Annotated in this window: 11 protein-coding genes; 8 read left to right on the top strand and 3 right to left on the bottom strand. The window is 65.2% G+C overall.

Translation table 11 applies throughout. From position 1 onward, the window contains the following. Positions 1-251: 251 nt before the first annotated feature. Positions 252-3,188 (top strand): AMP-binding protein, encoded by a 2,937-nt coding sequence (locus tag IEX78_RS22030; protein WP_188831124.1) that lies wholly within the window; start codon positions 252-254, stop codon positions 3,186-3,188. A 91-nt stretch (positions 3,189-3,279) separates the two neighbouring features. Here IEX78_RS22030 and rffA read toward each other — a convergent pair whose 3' ends face one another. Continuing rightward, a complete protein-coding gene (gene rffA / locus IEX78_RS22025; protein WP_188830969.1) occupies positions 3,280-4,416 on the bottom strand; it encodes a dTDP-4-amino-4,6-dideoxygalactose transaminase in 1,137 nt (378 codons plus the stop codon). Further along, complete coding sequence (locus IEX78_RS22020; RefSeq protein WP_229684260.1) at positions 4,413-5,447, bottom strand: glycosyltransferase; 1,035 nt, start codon at positions 5,445-5,447, stop codon at positions 4,413-4,415. The genes rffA and IEX78_RS22020 overlap by 4 nt, the downstream gene beginning before the upstream one ends. A gap of 225 nt (positions 5,448-5,672) precedes the next feature. On the opposite strand from IEX78_RS22020, the gene IEX78_RS22015 reads away from it, so the two are divergent. Genes IEX78_RS22015 through IEX78_RS22005 form a run of 3 tightly spaced genes read left to right on the top strand, consistent with a single transcriptional unit; the run spans position 5,673 to position 8,567 of the window. Further along, positions 5,673-7,907, top strand: coding sequence for a glycosyltransferase family protein (locus IEX78_RS22015; RefSeq protein ID WP_229684234.1), 2,235 nt, complete (start codon positions 5,673-5,675; stop codon positions 7,905-7,907). Next, complete coding sequence (locus IEX78_RS22010; RefSeq protein WP_188830967.1) at positions 7,904-8,326, top strand: GtrA family protein; 423 nt, start codon at positions 7,904-7,906, stop codon at positions 8,324-8,326. Before IEX78_RS22015 ends, IEX78_RS22010 begins: the two co-directional genes overlap by 4 nt. 10 nt (positions 8,327-8,336) lie before the next feature. After that, a complete protein-coding gene (locus tag IEX78_RS22005) occupies positions 8,337-8,567 on the top strand; it encodes a Trm112 family protein (RefSeq protein ID WP_188830966.1) in 231 nt (76 codons plus the stop codon). Here IEX78_RS22005 and IEX78_RS22000 read toward each other — a convergent pair. Further along, complete coding sequence (locus IEX78_RS22000) at positions 8,564-10,084, bottom strand: multicopper oxidase family protein (protein WP_188830965.1); 1,521 nt, start codon at positions 10,082-10,084, stop codon at positions 8,564-8,566. The two genes, IEX78_RS22005 and IEX78_RS22000, sit on opposite strands and share 4 nt — an antisense overlap. 120 nt (positions 10,085-10,204) lie before the next feature. On the opposite strand from IEX78_RS22000, the gene IEX78_RS21995 reads away from it, so the two are divergent. The 4 genes from IEX78_RS21995 (at position 10,205) to tyrS (ending at position 13,832) form a co-directional block, all read left to right on the top strand. Beyond that, on the top strand, positions 10,205-11,275 hold the full coding sequence (locus IEX78_RS21995) for a low temperature requirement protein A (protein ID WP_188830964.1): 1,071 nt from the start codon (positions 10,205-10,207) through the stop codon (positions 11,273-11,275). A 35-nt stretch (positions 11,276-11,310) separates the two neighbouring features. Beyond that, positions 11,311-11,940 carry a DNA-3-methyladenine glycosylase gene (locus IEX78_RS21990; protein ID WP_188830963.1) on the top strand — a complete coding sequence of 210 codons (630 nt, stop codon included), beginning with the start codon at positions 11,311-11,313 and terminating at the stop codon, positions 11,938-11,940. Positions 11,941-12,013: 73 nt separating this feature from the next. After that, positions 12,014-12,433 carry a DoxX family protein gene (locus tag IEX78_RS21985; RefSeq protein WP_188830962.1) on the top strand — a complete coding sequence of 140 codons (420 nt, stop codon included), beginning with the start codon at positions 12,014-12,016 and terminating at the stop codon, positions 12,431-12,433. Positions 12,434-12,545: 112 nt separating this feature from the next. Beyond that, a complete protein-coding gene (gene tyrS, locus IEX78_RS21980; RefSeq protein WP_188830961.1) occupies positions 12,546-13,832 on the top strand; it encodes a tyrosine--tRNA ligase in 1,287 nt (428 codons plus the stop codon). Positions 13,833-14,363: the final 531 nt, after the last annotated feature.

The raw sequence follows: 14,363 nt of genomic DNA, 5'->3' as shown, positions 1-14,363 counted from the left end.
CTGTGATTTCGCCAAGGAAACGGGCCATCACCACATAGAGATATGCGCATCCATGCGAAAGAGGGGCGACAGTGGCTCCCGTCGCACCGGCCGAGGAAATGCGGCATAGACCGCCCGAACATGCGGCGTGTCACACGGGACACATAATAGAGGCACGGTGTGGTTAGCTCATATGAGCACATCGGGGTGTGTGAGGTGTGTCACTATAAGCAGTAGGGCCAGGTGGGAACGTGGATATCAGTCCAAAGGGCATGGTCGGTTCGGTGCAGCGGTTGTTGGCGACCGCGCAGAACGGCCTGGAAGTGGTTCGCTTCGGCGGGTTGAGCCACGACGTCGAGTCGTCGCCCTTTGAGGTTGTTGAACGCAAGCGGATGTATCGGCTGCGGCATTACTTCCCGGACGATACGACCCCGGGTCGCCCGGTCGCGTTGCTTGTGCCGCCGCTGATGGTCAACGCCGATATTTGGGACGTGAACGCCGCTGGCGGTGCTGTCGGCATTCTGCATGCGGCTGGAATCGATTGCTGGGTCATCGATTTCGGCTCACCAGCCACCGAAGAGGGCGGCTGGGAACGCGACCTCGCCGACCACGTGCTTGCCATCGATTCGGCGATTGACACCGTCACCGCCGCCACCGGCGCGCAGGTGCACCTGATGGGGTACTCGCAGGGCGGCATGTTCGCCTATCAAACCGCCGCCTACCGGTATGGCAAGGGCGTCGCGTCGATCGTCACCTTCGGCAGCCCCGTCGACATCGTCGCTGGCATGCCGTTCGGGCTGCCCTACGGCATCGTGTCCGACGTCGCTGATTTCCTCGCCGACCATGTGATGCCGCACCTGCCGATCACCGAATCGATGGTGCGCATTGGCTTCCAGCTGCTTGACCCGGTGAAGACCGCTAAGTCACGCATCGACTTTCTTATGCAGCTCCACGACCGAGAAGCGTTGCTGCCCAAGGAACGTCAGCGCCGATTCCTCAATAGCGAAGGCTGGGTTGGGTATTCAGGTCCCGCTGTCGCCGACCTGTTGAAGCAGTTCGTCGCGCACAACCGAATGATGTTGGGCGGCTTTATCATTCGTGACCACCCGGTTTCGCTCGCCGAACTCAAGTGCCCGATCCTCGCGTTCCTCGGCGAGGTTGACGACATCGGTCAGCCCGCCGCAGTGCGTGGCATCGTGCGTGCCGCGCCCAATGCTGAGGTGTACGAGGCGAGCCTGGTCGCCGGGCACTTCGGGCTGGTCGCTGGCTCGACGGCAACGCAGCAGACGTGGCCGCTTGTCGCGAAGTGGATCGACTGGCACAACGGCGACGGCGTGCTGCCCGACCCGATCGTCGCGATGAGCCCCGAGACCACGTCGAACGCGCCACGCACCGCGGCGACGCGCGTGATTCACGCCGCCGCGAGCCTCGCCGAAGCCGGCGCGGGCGTTGGCAAAGCGTTAGAAGGCGTGGCGGGCAACACGATTCGCGGTTCGGTCGAAATCGCGGGGGAGGCCGCGCGTGCCCTGCCGCGACTCACCCGACTCGGCATGATCCAGCCGCACACCCGCATCTCGCTCGGCAAGCTGCTGCGCGAACAGGCACGTCGCGCGCCGAACAAAGACCTGTTCCTCTTCGACGATCGCGTGCACACGCATGCGGCCGTCAACACGCGCATCGACAATGTGGTGCGCGGGCTGATCTCGGTTGGTATTCGGCCAGCGACGCGCGTTGGCGTCGTCATGGGCACTCGACCGAGCGCGCTCGCCGCGGTGTCGGCGCTGTCGCGGTTGGGTGCGGTCGCGGTGTTGCTCGCGCCCGGTCCCGACCTCGCGCGTTCGCTCGACCTGACCGGCGTGAAGACCGTCATCACCGACCCCGAACACCTCGTCGACGTTGCCGCTACCGGCAAACGCGCGCTGGTACTCGGCGGCGGCGACAAGCGCGCGCTCGCGTTGCCGACCAGCGACCGGGTAATCGACCTTGAGCAAATCGACCCCGACCTCGTCCGCGTTCCCGCCTGGTACCGGCCCAACCCGGGCTTGGCGCGTGAGCTCGCGTTCGTGCTCGTGATCGGCAGCGGCGACCGGCTGGAAGCCAAATACATCACCAACCACCGGTGGGCGCTCTCGGCGTTCGGCACCGCGAGCGCGGCCGACCTCGACCGTCGCGACACCGTGTATTGCCTTGCGCCGCTGCATCATTCTTCGGGGCTGTTGGTGAGTCTCGGCGGTGCGGTCGCTGGTGGGTCGCGTATCGCGCTCGCCCGGTCGACCGAATTCGACCCCAGTCGCTTTGCCGAGGAAGTGCATCGCTACGGCGTCACCGTCGTCACCTACACGTGGACGATGGTGCGCGATCTCCTTGACGCCCAAGTGTTTCCGGCCGGACACGCGCATCCGATTCGCCTGTTCATCGGGTCGGGCATGCCGGCGGGGCTGTGGCGACGCACCATCGAACAGTTCGCGCCTGCGCGGGTGCTTGAGTTTTACGCCTCCATCGACGGCGACGTTGTGCTCGCGAATGTCACGGGCGCGAAGATCGGCGCGAAGGGGCGGCCCGTGCCTGGCACCGCGCGGGTGGAACTCGTCGCCTATGACCCGGTCAGCGAGCAAATCCTGGTGGGCGACAACGGTTTCGCGCTGCGCAGCGCCGACAACGAGCCGGGCCTGCTGCTCGGCAAAGCCGTTGACGCTGGCGACATTTCCGACGGTGGGTTGCGTGGAGTCTTTGAACAGGGCGACGCGTGGTGGCCGACGGAGAACCTGTTCCGCCGCGACAGCGACGGCGACTACTGGCTCGTCGACCGCCGCGACACGGTAATCATCACCCCGCGCGGCCCGATTTTCACCCAGCCGATCACCGACGTGCTCAACGACATCACGCCCGTCGACATGGAAGTGGCGTACGGGCTGCCGATCGGTGACGTGACGCTCGCTGTCGCCGCGGTGAGCGTCCGCAGTGGGTTCAGCATCTCCGCCCAAGACGTCACCGAAGCGCTGCGCGCACTCGACCCCGACCAGCGGCCCGACGTGGTGTGGGTCGTCGACGAGATCCCGCGCAGCGCGAGCTTCCGCCCGTCATCGAGCGCGGTCCAGGCGTTGGGCAACCCGACCCCGGGCCCGACGACGTGGTTCTACCACCGCGACCACGACGCGTACGAGGAACTCACGCCGGAGCTGGCCGCCGAGCTGTACGCGGTCGACTGACCCTGCCGCGCGCCGGGGCAGGTCCCGACAATGCTTAACGAAAACGTCCGCCCGATCCTGGTGATCGAGCGGACGTTTCGCGTTAAAGCAGTTAGACCTGGTACTCCGTAACCGCGTCAACAACGCGACCAAGCTGCGCCTCCGACAACATCGGCCACAGCGGCAAGCGCAGAATCGTCGCCGAGAAATTCGCCGAGCGCGTGCACGGCACCGGCGTGCGGCCATACTTCAACCCGGCGGCGCTCGAGTCGAGCGGGATGTAGTGGAACGGCGCGACGATGCCCCGCGCCGAGAGGTGCGCGATGAGCCCGTCGCGGCTGTCCTCGTTCGGCAGTTGCAGGTAGAACAGGTGCGCGGTGTGCCCACGATCGTCGGGCACGTGCATCAGTCGCACGTCGTTGCGCGCGGCCCAGTCGGGCAGCGCGGTGGCGTAGGTGTTCCACACGCGATGGCGTTCGGACTGAATGGTGTCGAACTCAGCGAGCTGCGCGTCGAGAACGGCGGCGTTCAATTCGCTTGGCAGATAACTGGATCCGATGTCCTGCCACGAATACTTGTCGACCTGCCCGCGCAGGAATCGCGCGCGGTCGGTGCCCTTCTCGCGCATGATCTCGGCGCGACTCATCAAAATCTCGTCGGAAAGCAGCAACGCGCCGCCTTCGCCGCAATGCACGTTCTTCGTGTCGTGGAAACTCTGCGTTCCCATCGTGCCGATCGTGCCAAGCGCCTGACCGCGCCACGTGCCGCCAAGGCCGTGCGCGTTGTCTTCGATGAGCGCGATGCCGTTCGCATTCGCCAGCGCGAGCAGCGCTTCCATATCGGCACCGACGCCGCCGTAGTGCATCACCAGGATCGCTTTGGTGCGCGGAGTGATGGCCGCGGCGGCAGCTTCGGGGTCGATGTTGCCGGTCGACTCGTCGATGTCGACGAAGACGCACGTCGCGCCACGCAACGCCATCGCCGTCGCGGCTGAGGTAAACGCGAAACTGGGGACGATGACCTCGTCGTCGGGGCCCAATTCCAGGAGCAGCGCGGACAATTCGAGCGCGTGCGTGCACGAGGTGGTGAGTAACGCGCTCGGCGAACCGGTGATCTGCTTGATCTTCGCGGTTGCCGACTTCGTGAATTGACCGTCACCGTGCGAGTGGTCGGAGTCGAGCACGGCCATCAAGTTGTCGCGCTCGGCGGCCGACCGGAATGGCCTGCTGAAGATGATGCGGTCGGTCACTCGTGTGGGCCCTTCTCCGTCGCGACTGCTTGGCCCACCGCGGCGTCGATGCGATGGTGCGCGGCTATCGTATCCGGGCGCGGAGTGGGCGTTTGCACAGTGAGGTACAGCGGTTTGCCGACCAGAATGTGCAGCGCGACCCCGAGGTACTCGGCGATGAGGCCAAGTGAGAACAAGATGGCACCCGAGCACAGCAGCAGCACGACGATGATCGACGCCCAGCCTTCGGGATCGTTATGGTCGCCGGTGATCGCGGAAACGATCACCACGCCAGCCATGATCACGCCCGCGAGCGCGAGGCTGACGCCAAGCATGCTCACGAGCCGCAGGCCACGGGTGCCGCTGCACAGCACCATTTTCCAGAACAGGGAGAACAGGCGACGGTAGTTGTAGCCCGACTCGTCGCGACCTTCCGCGCGCAACACAACCGGCACCTGCACGGCGTTGCCGACGACCCAGGTGAGCGCGACGTCGAGGTACACGCCGTTGGCCGCCACCTCGGCGAGCTGCCTGCCGATGTCGCCACGGATGAGGCGGAAACTTTCAAATCGCGTTGAGTCTGGGAACGCGAACACGGTCGCGAGCACGATTTTCGCGCCGCGCGAGGTGACGTTGCGCAACAGGCCGTGCGGGCGCGTGTTCGTCGGCTTCGAATAAACAAGGTCCGCGCGTGACGACAGCGCGGCGTCGAGGAAGTCGGCGATGAACGCGGGGTCGTGCTGACCGTCCTCGTCCATCGTGACGATCCAGTCGCCCTGGGCGGCGGCCATGCCCGCGATGGTCGCGGCGTCCTGGCCGAAGTTGCGGCTCAACCACACCGGGCGCACCTGCGGGTAGCTGCTCGCCAATTCCTTGAGCACAACATCGGATCGGTCGGGGCCGTTGTCGTGAACGAGGATGATCTCCTCAACCGCGAAACGCGCGCCGCCCGTCGAGGTGGATGGCCCGGTGAGTCGCGCCAATTCAGCGACGAGCGCGGCGATGGTTTCCTCACCGCGATAAACCGGAACAACAACCGACACCGAATGCACCGGACTCGAACCAGCGCGCGCGGGCGCGACCACCGATGGCGCGACCGTGCTGGGGGAGGACGAGGGTGCGGAATTGGGCGGCATCGTCGACTTTCTTGGCTGGAAGGGGTCAGCGCACTTTAACACCGGAATATGGCCGTATGCGGCGTGGCGGAGCGACTGTTTGCCGCAGGTGAGTGCGACGATGCCGACCCGCGCTGTTGCCTGTAGGGTCTGGTGCTCGTGGTGGAAAGTAGAACCCCTTCCCGTCGTTCCGTGTACCTGTGGGGCTTGATCACTTCGCTTGGGGTGATCGCGGGCTATGGCGCGGTTCTGCTGGCGAACGTCCGGCACTTCTACACCGATGACACTGAATCGCAGTACGTTCCGCTCTGGGTGATGCTCGGGCGGCGGCTGCGCGACGGTGACCTGCCCGTGCTTGTTCCCGAGCATTGGATGGCGGGCAACTATTCGATCGAAGAAGCTGGTCTGCTGAATCCGCCGCAGCTGCTCATCGACTTCCTCGCGCCCTCGTTCGACAACCTTGTGCTCTACGCGACGGTCGTGAAGCTGATCTTCGCGATCATCCTTGGCCTTGGCGTGTACCGAATTTGCCTTGCCTACGGCTCGCGCGTGCAGTGGGCCGCCCTTGGTGGCGTGTCGATTCCGTTCACCGGCTGGCTACTTTTCTTCGATTCCGCGAGCTGGATGACCGCCTTCACCGGCACCGCGTGGCTCGTGCACGCGTGGGCGTCGGGCGTGCGATACGCGCGCGGCAAGAGCAGCCCGATTCCGGTGTTCCTCTTTCTGTACCTTGCCATTTCCGTGCAGTACATCTTCCCGGCCGCTGAGGCCGGACTGATGATTGGCGCTGTCGCGGTTGGCGAGTGGATCTACCAGCGCAAATGGCAGCCCGCAGCGCGACTGCTCGCGGTGTCGGCGTTCGCCGCGCTCGCTGGCATGGCGACCTATCTGCCAAGCATGTTGTCGGCCAAGGTCACCTGGCGTGGCACCGCGCAGATCAACAACGACCAGTTCCTCACCGTGCCGTGGTCGGAATCGTTGAACGCGAGTTTGCCGTCGACGTTGCCCGCGTTCAGTTCGTGGTGGGGCTACGTCCAGCCATTGCCGGTTGTCTACATCGCGTGGTTCCTCATCCCCGCGCTCGCCTTTATCGATTGGGCCGAAGCGCGCAAGGCGTGGCGAGAGTTCAGCGGCATCGGCCTGTTCGCGATCGCGGCGTTGATGTGGACGGCTGGGCCGGGCACGATCGGTCCGCTGCGCTGGCCCGCGCGCGTGCTACCGATGGTCGCGCTTGGATTGCTCGTGCTTGTCTGCGTGCTGCTTGGTCGATTCGCGACCGTGAAGGAGTGGCGTGGGCGCGCGATCGCGGCCGCGGTGCTGATCGGGTTGCTGTGGATTCGGTCGTTCTCGGCCGACCCGCATAACGTGCTCGCGCACGTTATCGCCGCCGTCGCGTTGCTCGCGTTGACCGCTGGTGTCGTGTGGCTTGGGCTGAACAAGGGGACAACCGCCGCTGTCGCGCTCGCGATTGTCGCGGTGTTCCCGATCGCCTACGTCCAGGTCGCGCGTGCGCAGCCGACGCCGATGAGTTGGAACCTGCCCAGCGATCGCGCTGAGGCGAAAGCCGCGTTCCCCGACTTCGCGGGCACCACGTTGCAGCTTGGCGATCGCGCGTTGATTCCGCCGAACGAACGCACCGTCGACGGCGCGTACGGTTCGCTCGTCTTCGGCAACTACGCCAAGGACGTCGAGAAGACCTACGTCAGCGGGTACACGCCCAACGGGCATTTCTACTTCGGCGAGATGCTGTGCATGCGCTGGGACACCAGCGTGTGCCCCGACGCGTTCCGTCGCGCGTTCGCCGTCGAGCCGTCGACGGGCAAGCCGATTGTCGACCTGATGAATGTCGACCGGGTCGTACTGCACAACGCGCTCTACCCCGACGCGCGCGCCCAGGACCCGCCCGCTGGCTGGAAATGGGTCGACTACCCCGGGCACGACCGCTACATCTCGGTCCTCGAACGCGAAGGCGGGCTGATCTCGACGCGCAACGGTCGCGTTTCGGCCGTCGACGGCGGCACCGCGGTGTCGGTGTCGGAAACCGACACGACAAGTCGCGTGCGGGTCACTTCCGACAACGGCGGTCGCGTTGTCTTCGCGCGACTCGGCTGGCCCGGGTACCGCGCGACGCTCAACGGCAACGACGTGCCGTTCAAGGTAGTCGCGAAGAGCTTCGTCGCGATCGACATCCCAGCGGGCACGCGCGACGGCGACCTCGAACTCACCTGGCGACCGCCGGGCTGGAAGATCGGTGGCGCGTCGATCCTCGCCGGGCTCGCCGGGTTGGCGGTGTTCCAGTGGCTCTACCTGCGTGGACGTCGCCCGGAACGCGGTTCGAGTGAAGCACCGGATGCCGAGTCGATCCCGGACTCCTCGCTCGCCGACGTGACTCGATGACAACCGTTCTTGACACCCCAGGCCCGCTGCTGCGAGTCGTCAAGCGCCAAGAACTGGCGTTCGCGATCGTCGGCGGGTTCAACACCCTGCTCGGCATGGCACTCGCCGTGTTCTGGCTGCACGTACTTGGCGACGGGCGACCCGGGCTCGCGATGGTCTTGGCGTACGCGGTGAGCACGGTCGTCGCGTTCGTCGGGCATCGCACGCTCGTTTTTCGGGTGCGCGGGCATGTGCTGCGCGATTTCGTCGCGTTTTGCGGGGTCAACGCGGGCGGGCTGCTGCTCAATGTGGTGCTTGTCGAGGTCGCGGTGACCGGTTTCGGTTTGCCCGCCGCGCCGTCGGCGGTTGTTGTGATGGGCATCGTCGCGGTGGTGAGCTTCTTCGGACACCGCTACATCTCGTTTCGCCGGCCGCGGTAGGTTGAACGACATGGCGCACGAAACCACCATCGACGCAACCCTGCTCAGCCTGCTCGCATGCCCGCAAGATAAGGGCCCGCTGCTGCTCGCGCGCACCGATGCGACCGGCGACGCGGTGCTCTACAACCCGCGCTTGCGCGTGGCATACCCGATCGACAACGGCATCCCGGTGCTCCTCGCGGACGAGGCACGCGCGGTTGTCGACGACACCGAGCACGAATTCCTCAGCGCCCAAGGCTAATTCGCGTGGTGGTGGCCGGTCGGCGTGCCAGCCGACTGGCCGGGCTCGACAACAACGAACTGGCCCATCATCCCAAGATCCTCATGCCACAGCAGGTGGCAGTGATACATGTAGGGCGTGTTCGGGTCGGATGGCCCGTCGAAGCGCATCACCAGCGTGACGGTGGTGTTCGGCGGCAGATAGATGGTGTCTTTCGCGCCTCGCAGCTCGGCAGGCGGTGGCGCGCCCGCATAGTCGATGACGCGAAATTGCACGTCATGAACGTGAAAATTGTGGGGCGTTCCGTCGTCGTTGCGGACGATCCATTTCTCGGTCGTTCCACGGACAACCGTCGCGTCGACGCGGTCCATCGCCATCTCGGCGTTGTTGATCTTGCCGAAGGTCAGCGAGAAATGACGCTCGGTGGCGACGTCGGAGCCGTCGGGCGTCGATGGTGCAACGAGGTGGGTTGGCAACTCGGGCGACGGCCGCAGCTGCGCGGCAGCGCGGAGTTCCATCACGTCGAAGCGGTCGTCTCCACCGGAAAACCGCGTTGTCCAGAAGTTCGTGCCAAGGTCGACGTCGCTGTCACGCAACACCGCCCGCTCGCCCGGCAGCATCCGCACCACAATCTCGGCGCGCTCTCCCGGCGAAAGACGAAGGGCCGTCATGGTTTCCGGTTGTGGCAGCAGACCACCGTCGGTGGCGATAAACGCGAACGGTTTGTCATCGGCGAAGTGGAAGTTGTGCACGCGGGCCGTTGACGCGTTGAGCAGCCGGAGTCGAACCAGTTCGTCACCCACGTCGAGGTGCGGCGCGAGTGTGCCATTGACCAGGAGCTGGTCGCCGAGGAAGCCAACGTCGCGAAACGCCCCGTGCGTTTCGTCGATGCGCCCGTCGCGCAGTCGTACGTCCTGCACGATCAGCGGAATGTCGTCGACGCCGTAGTCGCGTGGCAGCGGAAGCGACGACGCCGCGGCGTCGTCAACGAGAAACAACCCAGCCAACCCACGACGGACATGGTCCTCGGTCGCACCGTGTGGGTGCGGGTGGTACCAGAGCGTCGAAGCAGGCTGCGCGACAGTCCATTCCGGCGTCCACGTGGCTCCTGGCTCGATCATCTGGTGCGGGCCACCATCCATTCTTGCGGGCAGGTGCATGCCGTGCCAATGCACCGACGACGACTCGGTCAGGTTGTTGCGCACCCGCACGCGCACCTTCTCGCCACGCTCGGCGCGCAGCGTTGGGCCCAGGTAGCTTCCGTTGAAACCCGACGTCGGTGCCTGCGTCCCAGAGTTGAATTCTGTTGTACCCGACTGCATTTGGAGGTCGAAGGCGCGGGTTCCGTCCGGTTCGACGGTCGACGTGGCGAGCGGCGGAATGTTGAGGGTGCGGCCAAAATCCGTTGTGCCAACGGTGGATATATCGGCGCTCGCGTATACCCACGTCACGATGCCGCTGACAACCACCACGAACGTCAACGCGACAGCGCCCACACCGAACAGAACACGCCGAACGTGACGAAGAGACAAAGCCATGCGGCGACGGTACGAAGAATCGCGGTCCGTCCACATCGGGCGAAGCCCCGATTTCGACCCCGGTCTCCCACCCTGAGCCGACGTCGCCACTCCGCACGCGCGCCACCGGCGACCTAGGATTTGGCGGTTTTCACCATCACCCAGCTCGCGCACGTGTTCGTGCATCATCCAGGGCCTACCGCCGTCGTGCAGATCGCGGTGATGTTCGGGCCGATCTGGTGGATGTATGGCGGGTACGTCTGGCTCACCAATGAGGTCGCGCCAAGCAGTTCGGCGCGGCGCACCTGGTTGCTGATCGGCATGTTCGCGTTCTTCGTGCTCGCGCTTGCCGTGCCGAACGCGTTCCACGGCGGCGGCGTCGCGTTCGGTGTTGGGTACGCGCTGGTCACCGGAGTACATACCGCGCTTTTCGCGTCGGCGGGCGGAGCGTCGGCCAGCTTGGCGATCCGGCGAATTGGGCCGCTCAACGCGTTGTCGGCAGGGTTGGTGCTTGCGGGCGGTCTCGTGCATGGAGTCGCGCAATACGGGTTGTGGGCGGCGGCGTTCGCGCTGCAAATCGCGACGCCGTATCTCGTCGATGCGGGCGGTTTCGTTGTTCGCGCTTCGCATTTCTGTGAACGGCATGGACTGGTGATCATCGTCGCGCTTGGTGAATCCGTTGTCGCGCTTGGTGTTGGGCTCGCGGGGGAGCCGATCACCGTCGGGCTCATCGTGATGGTCGCGCTTGGCCTCGGCCTCGCGTACGTGCTGTGGTGGGCGTACTTCGGTTTCGACGACGAACGTGGTGAGCACGCGCTTGCCGCCGTTCCGGATAGCGACCGTGTTCGACCCGCGCTCGTCGCCTACGACTACGCCTTCTATCCGCTGCTCGTCGGCGTGATCCTGACCTCGGCTGGCATCGCGCTGAGCATCGCGCACGGGCACGAATCGGTTGGCTGGCCCGCCGCGCTGGCGTTGTCGGGTGGCGTCGCGCTGTATTTCGTTGGGCAGGCGTGGTTCCGCGCGACACTCAAACTGCCGGGCGCGCGGAGTCGGCTCATCGGCGCTGTCGTTGTTGCCGCGACGGCACCGCTCGGTGTCTACACCGTCGCGTGGATCCAGTTGGCCGCGCTCGTCGGTCTCGCCTTCGCCGTCGTGATCGCCGACGACAAAGCCATTCTGCGCGCGGGCGAACACAGCTCATACGCCTGACCAGGCCCGACGCGGTCATCGGCGACAATGGCTCGGTGACCGCTGAAGAGCTGATGGTCGATCCGCCGACCGCCGCGCGCAGGTTGTTGGGCAGCGTCGTGTGGTCGGGCCCGGTCGGGATGCGCGTTGTCGAAGTTGAGGCCTACGGCGGCGACCCGACCGGCCCGTGGCCCGACCCGGCCGCCCATTCGTGGCCAGGTCCGACCGCGCGCAATGCCGCGATGTTCGGGCCAGCTGGGCGGCTTTATCTCTACCGGTCCTACGGGATTCACGTCTGTGCGAACGTGACCTGCGGATATGACGGTGCCGCGTCGGGGGTGCTAATGCGAGCGGGCGAGATCATCGCCGGGCATGAGGAGGCGCGGGCCCGTCGCCCTGCCGCGCGCTCGGATGTCGACCTTGCGCGCGGCCCGGGCAACGTCGGCAGCGCGCTCGGTTTCACCTTCGACGATTACGGCACCGAACTCTTCGACCCGTTCTCGCCGATCCGCGTTGACCTGCGCGAACCGATCCCCGCCGAGCAGATCGCCGAAGGACCGCGCGTTGGCGTGAGCTCAGCCGCCGACGTGCCGTGGCGATTCTGGTTGCCCGATTCCCCGTCGGTGTCGGCGTATCGGCGAAGTCCCCGAGCGGATTCGGTGAAAAATTCTTCGCGCGGGCGATGAGTTTTCCACGCGGGCAACGTCCTACCTGATAACGCGCTACCCCACCAAGCGCGACTCACCAGGAGGAAACATCATGACCGCCGCATTCGTCCCCGCGTCCACCACCACCGTCAACTCCAGCAAGGTTCGCCGCCGCGTCGTCACGGGCCTTTCGATCGTGCTCGGCTTGTTCTTCATCATCGCCTCAGGCGGACCGAAGCTGGTCATCCCGCACGTGCTCATGGACAACGCACCGGCGAACCTGACCATCCCGCTCGGCCTGCTGCTGTTCATCGGTGTCGCCGAGGTCGCTGGCGGCATCGGCGTCATGATCCCGCGTCTGCGCGCACTTGCCGCGATTGGCCTCGCTGTCCTCACCGTGCTCGCCGCAGCGACGCAGGCCTTCATCGCCAACGCGCCCGGGATGGCCATCTTCCCGCTGGTCCTCGCCGCGATCTTCAGCTGGATCGCCTACGAATCCCGCGCCAGCCTCCCCGCGCTGCTGCGTCGATAAGCCACTTCGATCGCCACTAACGATCGCCGGAGACCGCTCCGGCGATCGTTGTCGTGCGTCGACACCCGGTGGGATGTTGGCGCACGACACGGATACGGAAAGATAGCGCTCTGTGACTGGCGACATCTTCGACGAACTGACCTGGCGCGGCCTCATCGCGCAGTCCACCGACCTGGACGAGCTGCGCAAAGCCGCCGCCGAAGCGCCCCTGACCCTCTATGCCGGATTCGATCCAACCGCCGCGAGCTTGCATGCTGGCCACCTGGTCCCGCTGCTCGCACTGCGGCGGTTTCAGCGTGCTGGCCACCGCCCGATCGTCCTCGCGGGCGGCGCGACCGGCCTGATCGGCGACCCGCGTGACGTCGGCGAACGCAGCATGAACTCCACCGACACCGTCGCGGAATGGGCGGGCCGCATCCGCTCCCAGCTCGAACGCTTCGTTGACCTCGACGATTCGCCGACCGGCGCGATCATCGTCAACAACATGGACTGGACCGGCCCGCTGTCGACCGTCGACTTCCTGCGCGACATCGGCAAGCACTTCTCGGTCAACGTGATGCTCGCGCGCGACACCGTGAAGCGTCGCCTTGAAGGTGAAGGCATCTCTTACACCGAGTTCAGCTACATGCTGCTGCAGGCGAACGACTACCTCCAGTTGCGTCGCGAACACGGCTGCACCTTGCAGGTCGGCGGCTCCGATCAGTGGGGCAACATCATCGCTGGCGTCGAACTCAACCGTCGCGTTGATGGCGAACACGTCCACGCGCTCACCGTTCCGCTCGTGACCTCGGCCGACGGCAAGAAGTTCGGCAAGTCGACCGGTGGCGGCAGCCTGTGGCTCGACCCTGAACTCACCAGCCCCTACGCCTGGTACCAGTACTTCGTGAATACCGCCGACGCCGACGTCGTCCGGTACCTGCGCTGGTTCACCTTCCTCAGCCGCGAAGAACTCGACGAACTGGAACAGGCGACGATCGAGCGTCCGTTCGCCCGTGAAGCGCAGAAGCGCCTCGCTGCCGAGATGACGACGCTGGTCCACGGCGAAGCGAACACCCGCGCGGTTGAGCTCGCGAGCCAGGCGCTGTTCGGTCGCGGTGACCTGCACGGGCTGGACGAACCGACGCTCGCCGCCGCGCTGCGGGAGACCGCGGTTGACGGGAAAATCGCGGAAATCGTTCCGGGAGAACCGAATACGATCGTCGACCTGCTTGTTGCGACGGGACTCGCCGACAGTCGGGGTGCGGCTCGTCGCGCGGTCAACGAGGGCGGTGCCTCGGTGAACAACGAGCGCATTAGCGATGTTGACTGGACGCCTGCCGATGCCGACTACCTGCACGGACAGTGGTTGGTGCTGCGTCGCGGCAAGAAGAACATGGCTGGCGCGCGCCGGATAGCTTGACGAAATCGCGGAGGTCTGGGTCACATTCTCGTGGCTTAGGCCTCCGCGAGGCCGAATCGTAACCCGCTGACCTGCGGCGATGCGACGCTGACCTGGGCATTTGACGTAGCGTTATCCGAGGCGTAACTTAGTTGAAGTCAGAGCGACACGGACACCAACCCGGTGCCGAGCGGCTGGTTCTCTTAGAGACTAGCGCGGTCCGGGAAACGAGGTAGTACGGGGAGCGCCTGGCAGAAGCCGAAACTATGTGACCAGGGTTACGATTGACTTTCCCGCGGTTCATGAGCTAGGCTGGAACAGTTGCCTTGCTGAAGCCCACGATAACTTGTTCGGTGGACGCATGTGCGTGTGTTCTTTGAGAACTCAATAGTGTGTCGATGAATGTCAGTGCCAATATTATTATTGGTTCCAACCTTCGCGTACCCCCCGGTCGTGGGAGGTTGGACATTTGAACAACAGCAAACTTTTGCTGGTGTTTGGCTTTGCTAGATTTTTCGGACTCTAGTTTAGATATTTCTGATTCACGTCTTC

It is taken from the genome of Nocardia camponoti, from assembly GCF_014646135.1.
GTDB lineage: Bacteria > Actinomycetota > Actinomycetes > Mycobacteriales > Mycobacteriaceae > Nocardia > Nocardia camponoti.
This window is presented reverse-complemented; position numbering and strand designations above follow the sequence as displayed.